Annotated in this window: 12 protein-coding genes; 11 read left to right on the top strand and 1 reads right to left on the bottom strand. The window is 40.0% G+C overall.

The annotated features are described in order from the left end of the window. The first annotated feature begins 36 nt into the window (after positions 1-36). From OQJ86_RS15095 to OQJ86_RS15070, 6 genes are all read left to right on the top strand, one after another. Positions 37-561: a hypothetical protein gene (locus OQJ86_RS15095; RefSeq protein WP_265988272.1), complete on the top strand. Its 525-nt coding sequence runs from the start codon at positions 37-39 to the stop codon at positions 559-561. Beyond that, complete coding sequence (locus OQJ86_RS15090; RefSeq protein ID WP_265988271.1) at positions 558-3,329, top strand: TcfC E-set like domain-containing protein; 2,772 nt, start codon at positions 558-560, stop codon at positions 3,327-3,329. Before OQJ86_RS15095 ends, OQJ86_RS15090 begins: the two co-directional genes overlap by 4 nt. Positions 3,330-3,337: 8 nt before the next feature. Further along, positions 3,338-4,060 (top strand): hypothetical protein, encoded by a 723-nt coding sequence (locus OQJ86_RS15085; protein WP_265988270.1) that lies wholly within the window; start codon positions 3,338-3,340, stop codon positions 4,058-4,060. Between the two features lie 2 nt (positions 4,061-4,062). Continuing rightward, positions 4,063-5,112, top strand: coding sequence for a hypothetical protein (locus OQJ86_RS15080; RefSeq protein ID WP_265988269.1), 1,050 nt, complete (start codon positions 4,063-4,065; stop codon positions 5,110-5,112). A 1-nt stretch (position 5,113) separates the two neighbouring features. After that, entirely contained in the window at positions 5,114-5,866 is a 753-nt protein-coding gene (locus tag OQJ86_RS15075) for an outer membrane beta-barrel protein (RefSeq protein WP_265988268.1), read from the top strand. 212 nt (positions 5,867-6,078) lie between these two features. Further along, positions 6,079-7,557 (top strand): hypothetical protein, encoded by a 1,479-nt coding sequence (locus OQJ86_RS15070; protein ID WP_265988267.1) that lies wholly within the window; start codon positions 6,079-6,081, stop codon positions 7,555-7,557. A gap of 163 nt (positions 7,558-7,720) precedes the next feature. Here the strand turns inward: OQJ86_RS15070 and OQJ86_RS15065 are convergent, their stop codons facing one another. After that, positions 7,721-8,068 carry a helix-turn-helix domain-containing protein gene (locus OQJ86_RS15065; protein ID WP_265988266.1) on the bottom strand — a complete coding sequence of 116 codons (348 nt, stop codon included), beginning with the start codon at positions 8,066-8,068 and terminating at the stop codon, positions 7,721-7,723. Positions 8,069-8,785: 717 nt separating this feature from the next. Here OQJ86_RS15065 and OQJ86_RS15060 point away from each other — a divergent pair. The 5 genes from OQJ86_RS15060 (at position 8,786) to OQJ86_RS15040 (ending at position 15,161) form a co-directional block, all read left to right on the top strand. Continuing rightward, positions 8,786-9,130, top strand: a complete 345-nt coding sequence (locus OQJ86_RS15060) for an Hpt domain-containing protein (protein WP_265988265.1) — start codon at positions 8,786-8,788, stop codon at positions 9,128-9,130. Positions 9,131-9,141: 11 nt separating this feature from the next. After that, positions 9,142-11,472 carry an ATP-binding protein gene (locus OQJ86_RS15055; RefSeq protein WP_265988264.1) on the top strand — a complete coding sequence of 777 codons (2,331 nt, stop codon included), beginning with the start codon at positions 9,142-9,144 and terminating at the stop codon, positions 11,470-11,472. Between the two features lie 171 nt (positions 11,473-11,643). Continuing rightward, the gene (locus OQJ86_RS15050; RefSeq protein ID WP_265988263.1) at positions 11,644-12,504 is read left to right on the top strand and encodes a helix-turn-helix domain-containing protein; all 861 of its coding nucleotides are present in this window, start codon (positions 11,644-11,646) and stop codon (positions 12,502-12,504) included. Then, positions 12,494-13,675: a response regulator gene (locus OQJ86_RS15045; protein ID WP_265988262.1), complete on the top strand. Its 1,182-nt coding sequence runs from the start codon at positions 12,494-12,496 to the stop codon at positions 13,673-13,675. The genes OQJ86_RS15050 and OQJ86_RS15045 overlap by 11 nt, the downstream gene beginning before the upstream one ends. 484 nt (positions 13,676-14,159) lie before the next feature. Continuing rightward, positions 14,160-15,161 (top strand): hypothetical protein, encoded by a 1,002-nt coding sequence (locus OQJ86_RS15040; RefSeq protein WP_323054529.1) that lies wholly within the window; start codon positions 14,160-14,162, stop codon positions 15,159-15,161. The last annotated feature ends 75 nt before the right edge of the window (positions 15,162-15,236 follow it).

Genomic DNA, 15,236 nt, shown 5'->3' with positions numbered 1-15,236 from the left:
CAGGCAAGCCCTATTAATTTAGGCTAGTGAATCGATATGAAAAAAAAGACAGTGACGTTACTTGGAATAATGTTCATTAGCATGAACGTGAATGCTTTAGATAAAAATCTGAAGATAACAACAAACATAAATATTAGTAACCTTTATACCGATGCTATTACCAAGGTTGAATTTGAGCCTGCGTCATTAGAACTTGATATTAAAGACGATAGATCTGGGTTTAAGGACGAAGCCACAACTATGAAAGTCTCAACCGATATACCAATGAATACTTCGAGCGTTGGTTATACTTCAGAACTGATACGAAACACAACAAGTTGTACTGATTACTTTGGCAACGTGAATATCCAAGAGAGTTTTACCTCTGTATATTTTGATGGCGCTTTGATTGGTAAAGGAGAAAAGACTTTGTTGGAAGATTTTAAGACTAATGATGGTACTTATAAATATAGCGAACACAGTATCGAATTAAAATTTATTCCATTTTCTGAAACCATATCAACAGGACCTTTGAAAGAATGCAGTGGTGAAGTTGAGTTTAGAGTTGGAGTAGATATATGAACAACAAATTTAAGTATGCAAGCATTTCTTTCGCTATAGCATGCCAACTTTACTCAAATAATGTTTTTGCTGCAGGTGTTCCTGATGGATTTGAAGATCATTTCAAGTTACAAGAGACATTTGTTAAATTCAGAAACCTCGATGGATCTTTTTCTGAGCCTTTATCTGTGTTGAGCTCATTTCGAACATTAAAAGTTGATGAAAATAATCAAGACTCTTTAGATAAGATCGAAAAGTTTCTCAACGATAATGATATTAAATTTGATTATCATAAACAAATCTTCACAAGCTTAATTCAAGGAATAGAAGATAAATCACAGTGCCTTGGCAAAATTGAAAACTGTGAATTATTCCCAGAGACCTTCGAAATTGTTCAAAACTACAATGATCGAGAGGTGTATCTGTTTGTTTCTCCAAACATACTAGAACTCTCTAACTCAAACAGAAACCGCAGATATCATGAGCCCAAAAGTAACAGCAATGGACTGATCAATTCCTTTGATTTGTATGTTAGTACCTATCATGAAAGGGATTCAGTTGTATCACTCAATGATGAAGTGACGATTGGCCTCCCTTATGGCTATTTAAGAAGTGATTTCAATTTAACCAATAGTGAAAATGGCTCAGAGCTGTACGAAGCGGCATATCATTTGGACGTGGACGCCTACGCTTTCAAAGCTGGACATTTTGAGTATGACCCAACCGTAAACTCCACAGATTATTTAAACAATACTTCTCGCTTGTCACAAAATTCGGTGACTTTTGCTACTTCAGAAAAGTTATTAGTGGGCGGCAAGAACAGCAATAAAGTGTTGAGCTTCTATGTTCCTTCGAGTGGTCTTGTCCAAGTCTTTCGTGGTGAGCGAATTATCTATCAAGCGAATGTACCAGAAGGCCAAAACTCAATCTCTTACAGTGAATTACCATCCGGACGGTATGAGGCAAGAGTTGAAGTTTCTAACAATGGACAAGTGGTAAACACACAAACATTTCAAGTCTACAACAGTACAAATGACACGCTTACTGAAGGAAGTGTGGATTACGCCCTCAGTGCAGGTTTGTTCGCGGAAAGCTACTACGACTATGAAGAGAGTGGTGTCACAGACATTAAAGACGATGCCTATGGTCGAGGGCTTATCAACTATCAGGTATTGCCATCACTCCAATTAGGAGCAGGGGCTCTGGTTACGGATACTGGAAACATGTATAGCGTAGGGGCTAACTACTACCTGCTTAACACCGGGATGGTATTGGAAGGTGTTCACAGTCAGTTTGATGACGCAGCGCACAGTAACGTCAATCTCGGTTTTCCTTGGTTTAATGTGTCATACGAATCGTTAGATAACGACAAAGGTGACCCGGTTGCCTCACATATGTATGGCTATATTGATTACTCTCGGTGGTCGGTCAACTCGAGTTATAACTTTGGGCAAGGCCGCTCCATTTACGCGATTTATACCCGCAGTGATGAGGCATTACTCAATAATCAGATCGGTGGCGAAAGTCTTGAGCGAGAAACCAACCTTGTTTCTGTTGGTTACAGTGCGCCGGCAATTTTAGATTCTCGTTTGAACCTAAACTTTGACTACTCCGACGTCGATGAGAGCAAGAACATCAGCGTGCTGTGGACTATTCCTCTCTCAGACTCAATGGACGCTATCGCGAGTATTTCGTCTGATACTGACACGCTAAACCAATTAAGAACGTCAGTGAGAAAAAGCAATTTATTAGACTCTGATTCAGTGAATACGGCTTTAGAGGTTGGCAACACTTATAACCGTGACCTCGAAGATATGTATCAAGACGCTACGTTGAGTTCTGATGGCTACAACGATTATGCACGAATGAACGCATTGGCTTATGTCTCTTCGCAAGACAGCACTCGCGGTATTAACGCTGGCTTATCGAGTACACAGATTGTCACTACGGAAGGCGTTCATATAACCAAAGATCGTTCGGAAGCTTATACCTTGGTCAATATCCAAGATATTCGCAACACCGAAAATGATGAAGAGATAATAGAAAAAGGTTATCTAACGCTCGCTCGAGATGGCAAAACCAACAGTAAGTTTATCGTATATGACGATGACCAAATTGTTCCTTTGCGAAGTTACCATGAATACGATGCTAACTTTGATTCCCAAAGTGTCAATTTGTACAACTCAGGTGAAAGTAAGAAAAAAGTCTACACCCACCCGGGTACGGTTTCTTACCTATCTCCTAAGATCAGCCGCGTCGTTTCATTTGTGAGTGCGTTCAACAACATTTCTGATGAACCTATTACTGACGTCCAATGTGAGGGCATAGGATGTTTGGAAGTGAATGAAATGGCTGATGGTGTTTATCGAGTAACGGTTCTGGAAGGGTTGGATTTTGAACTGACCTCAGAACAAAACGAATGCTTGCTACCTTATGAGTTTACATCAACGACTCAATTGAACTTTGGACAGAATTACTGCTTGCCAATAGCAGACGGTAATGAAGTTCAACAGATTGAGATTGATGAAGAGTTGTTTAGTGCCATTTTCCTAGGTTCCTATGAGGAGTCTGAACAATTAAAAGATTCAGTTAACAAGCTTAAGTCATTGGGATATCGAGTTATTCAAAAAAACATTGGCTCTTTGAAGGCCGTTTATATTGCCCATAAAGCGTCGAATATGATCGATATGTTAGCAAGTCATGAAAAAGAAATTGAAACGATCAAACTATTAGCAAAGCGTTTGTATAAAACTAATTCAATCAGTTACCCAGTTGCGAAAGTAAATTAAGGCATGTCATGAAATTAAAGAATATCACCTTACCATTGTTGAGTTTGGCATTTACTGTTTTTTCTGTCTCATCACAAGCATTCAAGGTGGATAAAATGGTGATTGTTGGCGACGAAAGGGGTAATGGAATAATTACCCTTAGTAACGACCAAGATGTACCACTGTTTATTAATACAGAAATTGATGAAGTTAATATTAATAACGGGGTGGATATTGATAAGATCAATTACTCGAGAGACAACTTAGAAGATTGGAAGATCTCGTTAACTTATCAAAAGTTGGTGCTTAAGCCTGGAGAAACGAAAGACATCGGTATTCGAAGCCTTTGTCACAATACAACTTGTGACAACTCAAAGGACTTAATGTTTATGTTGTCGTTCATTCCAAGTAAATATCAAGAAGGTGAAAGACAAACTTCTGGTGTTGATATCAACTATGGTTTCGCACCCGTTTACATCATTCCGACGACAGCCCCTCAGCTGAATTATGAAATCTTAAACAAAGGGGAAACGTTGGAAGTTAAGAACGACAGCAATACTATGATCAATATCTTTATAGATAGTTGTGACTCTCGAGTGACTGCACAGTGTCGACAAAAGCTCACCGTTTTAGCCGGTCGCGAGAAAACCTTTAACTTGCTGGATACCATTCAGCGCGATGCGTTAAATATCATAGTCAACTCTCACGATGGTAGCTATTCCAAAGCTGAAATCATTAGACGGAGTAATTAAAAATGCACAAGGTGTTTCATCATTTCATAGCAACGAGTGCGTTGTTACTGTCTAGTTATTCTCATGGCGCTTTTTACGTTAATGCTGATGTCAAATCCGACAGCATTCGATGGGGTAATGTTACATATGGTATCGGCGATAATAAGGTTCCAAGTAAGTGGGGCGTTCCACCGGCACTGCGCTCGGTATTGTCTTGGTCAGCGGGGGCTTTTTCAGTCGCTCCTCCTACCTCGCTTACGTTGAAAGGAGGGCTAAATGTTGAGACAACGGACAGTATTCCTATTTCTGTGACTGGTATTCAATACAACACTTCTGGTACCGATGTTACAGAGAGCGTCAATGCGGCAGGCGGTGGGTGTACCAGAGATGAGGTCGCAATACCTCTTATTACTTTAGAGAGTAGTGGTACAGGATGTATTTCTTCCACCACGTTGACGCCCTCAATTGCCACCGCGCCTTTTATTCTTTTTAGGCCCATGTTCCAAATAGACGATACTGCCATTATCAATGCTCTTTACGGTAAGGCAGAAGGCAGTTACTCAGCATCTGTGCCATTCGTTATTAGCTATTACTACGTGAATACCAGCGGCATTTCGACATATAGAAATATAAGCGATGTGATTATTTTTAATTTCAATTATGACCCAGTAGAAATCACAGGTCTGGAAGTGAGAAGTGGGGACGGCATCATGACGCCAAACTACAAAAGTACGGATCGTCGTGTCACTTCTGAAACTAATTACCGACTTGAGGCAATGGGCTTTTTTCATGATGGCATCGTGTTAACCATGCCGTCGCAAGATTACGAGATGGTGAACAGTACTTCTCCTGACGTCACAATTCCTTATAGCGTTGTGTGCAATGAATGCAGTGCGACCAAATTGGTTGATGATGGTGTTTTGCTTGAACAAGTCACGACGATTAGCGAAGGAAGCGGTATTCAAAAAAGCATTACTTTCAATCTGAAGTTCGATTACGACGTTGATGGTGAAGCCTTAGTGTCCGGCGATTACGCCGATACAGTAACGATTATGGTAGGGCCGGGTATATAAGATGAAACAGTATTATTTATTAGCGTTAATGGCATCTGCGGCTTCCATATCTAATGCGCAAACCGTGGAATTTGCCACGCCATATTATGTCAAAGGTGGGCTAAACGCCTCTGTTTTAGATGACAGAAAAAAAGATGGTGAAGGGTTCGGTTTTGAAGCGATGGCAGGTTTCACCTATGAAAACGATATTTTTCTTGAGGCCGGATACCAAAACTTCGATTGGCGACGAGATGATGGTCTTGAACTTGATGCACTCTCGATTACAGCGAATTGGCTGATGCCAGTCAGTGATTTTGCTTCGATTTACGCAGGTCCTGGCTTTGCATTTATTGAAAGCGAAGTAAGCCCATCAGCACAGCTGGGAATTCAATATCAATTATCAACCAATTGGTATGCGGATGTGAGTTATCAAGGTATTTTCAATATTGATGAACTGGATGATGACCTTTATTCATTCAATTTTTCATTCTTATATCGTTTCTCTGAGGCTCAGCCTGTAGTGGGTGAGCCAACTAGCCCGCCTGAAGAGCCTATCATAGAGGAACCTAACGAAGTCGTTCCAGAACCAATAGAGTGCCGCTTAGAAAGTTACCCTTACCAATTGGTTAAGGGAGATTACCTATTGAAAATCGCACGTATTAATAACTTAACGCTGCGGGACATCGTGGAACTCAACCCTCAATTAAATGGGCGAAACTTGGATCTTGTTTATCCGGGAGAAGTCATTAACTACCCAAAAGCTGTTTGTGAATAAAGACAGAATGCAGTGTAATTACAGTGCTTTTTTAACCCTATTTAACATCTTAGCTTAGTTCTCAACGACTAAATGAGCCTTAGCAACAGAAGCATTGCGCTCGAAGCAAACTCTATTGGCACTTGAATAGGCAACGATGAAAAAGTGCCCTATGTCTCTATGGTTGAAATATTTACCATAGCAAAATTCAATAAATAATAGGAAAGATGTCTATGCACCATAACCTTTACAAAAGGAAGTTCCCATACGCCGTGGTAGCGATGGCTATTGCCCTTGCCGGCTGTAATGGCGAAGGTGACAATGCAAAAGAGACTGGTTCACCAGAAAGTACCGTACCCACGACAATCGTTGCTCAAAACGCGACTTTTATTACTCAGCATGATACGAACTACAAAGTGGATCTGTCAGATAAAGTTTCGGTAAGCGACGGCAAGAGTTTTAGACTAGTTGAGGTAACCTCATTAACGCAAGATGCAGAATGTTACCCACTTGAGCAAACTGAACAAGCGTTTACTATTGCGGCAGACACTTCGAAATCTTGTACGTATGAATATAAAGTAGAAGTTGTTGATGCCCCTAGTGTTGCTAAGGCAAGCATGAGCTCTGTTTCTGCTGCAAGTGCAGAATCTGCTCCGACTGATATCGCAATAACGCGCGTAGCAGTGACGAGTACAGATGCGACCGCGACTTCAGAAGTTGAATGGCCTGCGATCAGTGCTGTTACCTTTGTTGAAACAGAGGTAACGGTGGATATTAAAGACGAACTACTTTTTCAAGCGGCTATTAGCGTTCCTTCCGGTTTTAAGCTGAGTGAAGAAGTTTCTTTACCTTATGCGTTTCCTGGGGCACCGATTACTGCGACAGTGAACTCGCTCAGAAACACCATTACGTACACACCGTTTTTTGGCTTTGAAGGTATTGAACGTATCTTGTTCAGTTATATCAACGAATCAACAGGCGAGGTTTATCTTGGCACGCTAGATATCGCTGTTGCTTTTGATCCAAACTTGGGGCTTCAAGTTGAAAAGGGTGGCACTGTAGACAAGGTCAAAGTTGGAGAAACGACGACGATTGATATCGCTCCTTTTGTGACTTCATTGGATGATGACCGATTCCAGTTGATATATGTTGACTCCTTCAATGCTGCCACTGCACCTCTAAACCCAGGCTTTTTAGGAAATACACAACTTACGTTTGAAACATCTGTCGTAGGCTATCACTATGTGTCGTTTGCAGTGTCAGACAATAATGGTGCCTATGGATACGGTTTGGTCGAAGTTCCAGTGTATGACCCTAATAAAGCAGCTCAATGGAGTGGTATTCATAGTCAAGCGCAGTTCTTCACAGCGCCACTGACGACTTCAGAAGCTCTGATGGAGCAGATTGAATACAGCGGCTCCTTCGTTGATTACTCGTTTACACCTGAGTTATCTCTAGCCCTGTTTAACTCAAGCAGTGCGCAAAGTTTTTGTTCGAGTAATTATTCTGGCCATTTACCAACGTCAACAGAACTTAACGTATTAAGTGCTGTTGATGTAGAAACATCGAACAACTGGCCTGTGTCACAGCAGTACATTGCGAGTGATGCAGGTGTGTTCAAAACGGTAGATATGAAAACGGGTCTAGCGTCAGATTATGTCGATGGCAATTTCCTTGTGACTTGTGTTGAGGATGAGCCGACACCTTTCTAATTTGGCTTAACCTAAGAATAGAAACTAAAAGAGGGCATCATAAAGATGCCCTTTTTGCATTTATTGGTTAGGTCAGAAATCATGGATTAGAGGTGGAGTGGGGTACGAGTTTAAATAGTAGTGCTGGACTCAATACTGATTATCCTCAAATGTCTAACTCTCCTTAGAAGGTGACTTTAATTTTGGTTTGGCGGTAGTACATCGCAACGTTCAAGCTATAGCCATGGCGCTGGATCGTTGAGATCTGCCAGAAATCCCCGACGAAATGCAGTTTTTTGCGTAAAGACATAATGGTCATTGGTAAAGAATTACTACCAACGTAGCTATCTGGCCAGCCGATTCGAAAAAGGTGTTCTTTGGAGAGATGTTTTCCGCAGTTTGAAGCAAGCTCTTTAAGCACTAAAAATTCACTGCGGGTCAAGGTTAGGCTAAATGGTTCCGTTTTCTTTTTATTATATTTTTCTATTACGAGAGCGAGAGAACCAGCATGGAACTCGATATTGATCGGCATAGTAGTGACTAAAAGTTAAGAAATAACTCCAATCATCTATCTAAATACGACTTCAGTTAAGGGCTGTTTTAATTTCCTGTACTCTGAAAGTGCTCATAAACTTGTTCTAAAAGTAGCGAAGCGAATAACAGCCACTCAAGACGATAGAAGCGGCTGTTATCAAATTTACATGTCAAAACTTACTATTTTTCGATCTTCATTTCTTTTTTTTGCATCGGACTTAGTTTCAATTTTGAACTCCAATTTGCATTTCTCATCGAGAGAATCAAAGTCGATCTGATTACTGATTGGACGAGAAGAGCAGTCGAGGCTCGGCACAACGCCGAACCACTTTACTGTCACATTTGCGGCTGTGGCACTAAAGGAAGTAAAGGCCAAAACACTGAACATTGAAATAACAAAATAACGCATAGTAGGCATCTCTGATTGCTAAGTTAAATGGTATGCCTAGTAGTATGCTGGTTACGTCTGGATTTTGTAAAATAAAAAGTTATAAATGCATAGTTAGAGTTTTGCTATGCTTAAGATGTCATTTGAGTGGTCAATAAAAAACGATTGTCTGTCTCGATGGTTTTGTCTATGTAATTGTTTTTATTGGATATTTTCTGAGGGTTTCTTATGTTGTTGAATATCGGGTTTGTGTAAGGTTATTAGCATCTTTGCTCTGTGCTACATACAGATGCTATATAAAACATCGGTTCAATTAGGCATTCTACGGTGATTAGTACTAAAGTAAGGTCAATTGCATTGATAAAATATCGAATAGATGAACCGCTGTTTGAGAAAAGCACTGGTGTGGAGTTTACATCGAGTAAAGGAATTCATTTTAGAAAGCTGGCAGTCAGTGGATTAAAAGATCTCCACATAGACGTGATAGAGCAAAACTACAGTAATAAGATTTTAGCACATCGATTAAAAGGTATTGTATTTGCTTGTGGACTCAGTAATGTGGCCTCTGTGTGTCAAAAGCTTGAGTTGTATGATGGTGTACTTAATGAAAAGCGCACAAGAACAATAATCTCTGATATGGCACTGAACTCGATTTGTTCTTTAAGTATTTAATGGAACAATCCATGTCTTTCAGAAATAAGATACTGCTCATTAATGCAACTCTTTTTCTAATGTTTGTTGGTATTTTTGTCTATGGGACAATTCAGTTCGTTAAAGGAAGTTACAACAACCAGTTAGGCAGAATCAAAGAGGGGATCATCGGTCAAAATACGAAATTAATACAAACGTTCGTTCAAAGCCAAGATGCTTTATTGGAAGAGAAAGCAGATTTTATTTTGGAGGAAGTAAAATATTTATCTTTGGTTTTTGAATCTTCATGTGTACGAGAATATCCACCACTTGACCATATAGAGGATAGTTTACGATGTATTAATGATATAGCGACAGATTACTTTAAAAGTATTGCATTTGTCGATATTTCTAAGAATATACAAATCTCTTTGACCCATAATGGCTCAACATCAGTACTCAGGTACAATCCTAAACACACGCCATTGTGGTCAAGCGACAATGTTTTTAAATACAAAGTAGTACGCGATAATATCACTAATAATTTTTATATACTACAACCGACGAAAGGCTTTTCAAACGTATTTTTAAAGTTTGAGCTTGATTTAAAAAAAATTTCACGTTCGCTGTCTTTTGATGGATTAGATAATAACAAGTATCAATTTCTATTACTAGATGATGAAGGATATTTTATTGCATCAAACTTGCAACAGAGTTATCGTCAATTATTAAGTACAAAAATTGTGGTTGACGAGCATTGTGATACTTTACATGATTACATTCAAAGCACGAAATCTGGTTTTTTTACAGTAAAAGTAAACAATGGCGTTTACAATATTATCCATCGTCAGAATCAAACAATGAGGTGGCGAGTAATATTAGTAACACCTGAATCTTATCTCCATTCTAGTTATGTCTCGACAAGAAAATTGTTGCTTTACTCTGACAATCAATTAATGGAAAAAATTCTGTTTTCGTCTCTTTCATTATTCATACTATTTCTAGTTCTTATTTATTTCACCGTAATGAAAACATTCCGTCCAGTGAATGATCTAATAAAACAAGCGAATTACTTAAAAGATAAGGATTTCACTAATGCAGAGAATATTGTTTATCACAACGGGGACGAGATCGAAGTGCTATCTCAAGCATTTAGCGAGGCAGGAAGAACGATCAAACTGCTCGTCGAAGATCTGGAAGGAGAAGTAAAACTGCGCACCGAACAGTATGAAAAGGCTGCGAAAGAAGCCATTGATGCGACGAAGAAAAAGTCAACGTTACTATCTAATGTCTCACACGAAATCCGAACACCTCTCAATGCCATCATCGGTTATTTACACATGCTAAAACGAAAAGGTTGTGACGCTTTCTGCCGCAATGAGATTGAAGGAGTCGATATGGCTAGCCACACGATTTTAGATATTGTAAATGATCTCTTGGATTTTGAGCGGCTGGATTCGGCTAACTATAAGCTGCATCCTAGTTATGTACCGATAAATAAGATTGTACGAAATGTAGAAAAAACATTTCACCCTCTCGCAAAACAAAAAGGACTCAAACTCAACATTGTTAAAGAGGGTATTGGAGGGGCACATCAACTATTTGTTGACGAGTTGCGATTTCATCAGGCATTGTCGAACATTATCACGAATGCTATTAAATTTACTGACATCGGAGAGATCGAAATCAGTATCTTAATGGATTCATTTGACGGCCAAAGAATGGTTATTTTTGCTGTTCGTGATACTGGTAGAGGAATTAGGCAAGAGGATCTTGAGAGCATATTTAATAGCTTTGAACAAGCAAATCAGGAAGATAAACAGTTCGGATTCGGATTGGGTTTAGCAATCACCAAGGCTATCATATATCTGATGGGGGGGGTGTTAGCCGTGGAGAGTAAAATTGAACAAGGAAGCATATTTAAAATTGCGCTTCCAATATCTATACTAACTCATAACGTACTTTTAGCATCTGAGGAAAATGAAGGAAGTGCCGACGATGAAAATATTGAAATGCAAAGCTTTGAAGACATTAAAGCACTGGTGGTTGACGATGTTGAGTTCAACCGGGAAATATTACAGTACCACCTGAATTTGCTTGGGATTGAATGCCTGACAGCGATAGATGGAGTTGATGCTCTCAATAAATTAGAGAAAGAAGAGATAGATGTAATTTTAACGGATGTCTCTATGCCAAATATGGGGGGGGTCGAACTCGCAAACAGAAGTAAAAATATCGCCCCAACGTTACCTATTATTGCCGTCACAGCAAGAGCAACCGTCCAAGAGGAAGAAAAAATGAGTCACTATTTTGACAATTATATTACGAAACCCGTCAACGAAATTGATTTGATGACGGCATTGTCTCTGACTTTACATAAATAAATGCCCATCGTTTTCCTTGCGTAGAACCGAAGGAAAACGCTTGTAATTACTCGTGTTGTTGCACTAGTTGAGCACATAAAAAAACAGTTTGAAAAGTGCTCTTATGTTCATTGCTGGTCATACAACAAAATTTAATCTTAGTTAGTAAAAAAAATAGATAAGTAGTCGCCTATGTTCGGAGAAATCATTCGCTCATTCAGAAAGCAGAGTGGTCTATCGCAATTGGATTTTGTTAACGCACTACAAAAAAGTAGTAGTAACTTTGACAATTTAGATGTCGTCACATTGAGTCGATGGGAAAGGGGAGCAACAAAACCGCACTTAAACAGGCAAAACGAGATTTTAGACATGTTGGGTGTCGATATCTTTGACGTGTGGTCGGCCGTCAATGACGTCAACAACTTGCCTGACTATACCAACAGAATAAACAACCACGGTTACTTTAATGAAAGTGGTGTCGACGAAGTCGAGCTGATCGTACTTAACGCAACAAACCTAGACAGGCTAGGCGAGGTGTTAAACCTTGTTAATGCAATCTTTGAATACGAAGAAAACGCAGTGTTAAAAGCGATGGAGTTTCAAGGATTAACGCGAGAATCCATTGCCACGAAAATAATCAACCAACATGGAGGTGAACTTACGATTGCAGTTAAGCATGGTCAAATATTGGGGCACTTGTTTTCAGCCAGTTACAGTCTTGCCACTGATTTTCTAGGTGAGGATATGTTGTTTCATGATAAGAATGTGCACTTTATTTTGTCATTTAACTGCTCACACATTGCTTCTCTGGTCGAGACATTAAGCCGAGAAGTCTATCGCTATATCCATAGTTTGGATCCAAATACAGAGCTGGTTTTGTATGTGAACAATCCAGTTATATTCAATCTGTTTTTCTCTTTGAGTTTCGAGTATCGAAGTGTATCGAGACAAGATGTGGTGTTCAAACTGATGAATATTGACATCAAGACTCTGAAGTCTCGAAGGGTTTGGATGAACCTACTATCTCAATATAAGGATAAGCATGATGTATAAATCGGTACTTGTTGTTGATGACGTAGAGTTATCGCGAGAAATTATTAAAAGTGCGGTTTTGGCTGCGAGTGATTGTGCAAAGATCACCTGTGTCGAAAACGCTTATTCAGCGATCAATAAAATACGCAGTAAGAAGTTTGATTTGGTCATTATGGACATCATGATGCCAAATGGAGACGGCTTTGAATTGTTGAGCATGATTTCACAGCTGGCGATCTCGACGAAAATCATCGTTATTTCGTCACTTGATAGCGCTGTTATCGATTCAATGCCGCAAATAGGAAGACTGTATGATCTTAATATCTTTAAAGCGTTAGAAAAGCCAATTAACTCCAAGAATGTCACTGATCTTGTCACGGAGGTTTTTGAACAAGACGATGAGAAGAGAGAAACGGTTCATCGATATGCCCATGATGTGAACATCTTTGATTTTCCGATTGGTGCTTATTATCAACCTCAGGTAGCAACGGTAAGCAACGATGTCATTGGCGTGGATATCAGTGGGAACTGGCTCAATAATGATGATGGGTTGTTGTCGACACGCCTTCTTCCAGAAATTGGTACATTGACGAGTAAAAAGGTCTTTAACCAGATCGTTATCGGGAGGTTCCTACAAGACTACAAGGCGTATTTTAAGGAACTAGCCAATCGACTGTATTTTACGCTTCATATTCACAGAGACTTCATTGAAGATAGCTTCATTTACGGTTGCTTAATGGATCTGGTTAAGTTTAATCCAAACCATCATTTTAGTCTGTATGCGGAGAGTGATGATGTACTTGACGTCGATAGCTCGACGTGTATTCACCAGCTAGATGCCTTATTGGCCAACGGTGTTAGCTTGATTCTGGGCTCGGATAAGCTAACTGCGGAGCGTGTTATTTCAGCCTCGAAACTGCCTGTACGCGAGCTAAAATTATCTGGTCATAAATATCCTACATTCAGTGCGAATTATAATGCTGATTTACTGCTGAGTATTTCTAACGCGTCTAAGCAATGTAACCTCAGTGTGATGCTCGATGGAATAGAAGATGAGGCATTGAGTCAGCTTGCGACGTCCAATGGGCTGACAAAGCAACAAGGCATTTTATTTGGTGGACCTGTCAACGCGAAAACACTCACCAAGACTCTAATAAAACAAAATAGATACATACCTGAAGGGGAGGTTTAATAACCGAGCAAGCTATGGTTTTGCTTTCCCGAGCCTTAATTTTTAATCAACACCAATCGCTTTCTTGGTTTGATTCTTCCCAAAACTAATCCTCCGAGAAAAGTGTCTCACAGTGGCAATGGCATTATTTACTTCAAGCCCCCACGTTTACTTAGTAGACACTTTTCTCTCAAACCCTTGCTCTTCACCTTTTATTGAATGCAAAGATCTCTACCTAAAAATCGAGCTTTTTCAATAGGTTTTATTCTGAAGTTCTCTATTTTACTGACGCGTAATTCAATCAAAATGAGAATGAGTCTAGTGTTAGCTTAAAGGAGTTATTATGAAACAACACGATTGAAGGGGCTTTATTAAATCGTTTACCACAACATCAGTCGCGGTTGGTCTAGGTGTTGCTTCAGCACTTTCAAAAGCCTTTTTCTTCAAAAAGAAAGAAGACTCGGGACTAGATATAACGAAGGGCTCCCCAATATTAGAAAAGTATTTGCCCGATCTTTTTGAGCGTCCGCCTCAGCTAAAACACCATACACCAGCGCTGATTATTGGTAGCGGTTTTGGCGGAGCAGTCGGTGCATATCGACTTGGTAAAGCCGGTATCAAAACTTTCGTGATTGAGCTAGGTAACCGTTGGCCTGTAGACACTAAGTGTGCCGTGTTTGCTCACGATATGATTGCGGACAAGCGCATGTTTTGGCAACGAGATAAAACGACACTTCCTGCGCTGACATTTGATCTACCATTCCTGCAAACAATCACTCCTCGAAATATCGAAAAATTTGGCGGAGTGCTGGATATTGTTGATAGACCGAGAGAAAACAATATCGATGGCTCTGATTTGCTACTCGGTACCGCAGTTGGTGGTGGCTCAGTCATTTATACAGGCGTGATGGTTATTCCTAAAGAGGAGCACTTCAACAAACTGTACCCTCAAGAGTTGTCATACAAAGAGACGCTAGAAACGTACTACCCTCGCGTTCAATCTATTCTTAAACACAGTGAAATGCCAGATGATATTTTTGCAAGCCTACCTTTCAAACACTGTCGTGATTGGAATAAAGAGGTGAAAAAAGCGGGTTACCAGCCTTATAAAATCGATGGCAACTGGAACTGGGATGTAGTTCGTAAAGAGCTAAAGGGGCAGAGCCTTCCTTCGTCGACCATAGGCTTGACTAGCTTCGGTAACAGTAATGGTTGTAAGAACGACCTTGGTCAAAACTACATTCCTTTAGCTGAGGCAACGGGGAGTGTGACTATTCACCATAATAATGATGTGCGTAACATCCGTATGAATGGTGATATTTACGAGTTAGATGTGGCTGAGATCGATGCGTATGGCAATGTTGTACATGAGCAAACCGTGACATGCGATAAGCTGATCATTTCTGCGGGTTCTTACCATACAACACCACGGGCACCGTTATGCGAGGTTCCGTTGTCTGAAAAACGTGCAAATGCAGTGTTGGCTTGCAGCCGCCGCTCAAAATAGGCTTTGTTGCTTAATTCGGTTGGAAGACATGGCAGCCCAAAGTTGTTCAGTTATTAAGCAATATACTGAGTTTCA

The sequence above is a fragment of the Vibrio sp. Sgm 5 genome (genome assembly GCF_026241575.1).
Lineage (GTDB): Bacteria > Pseudomonadota > Gammaproteobacteria > Enterobacterales > Vibrionaceae > Vibrio > Vibrio jasicida.
This window is presented reverse-complemented; position numbering and strand designations above follow the sequence as displayed.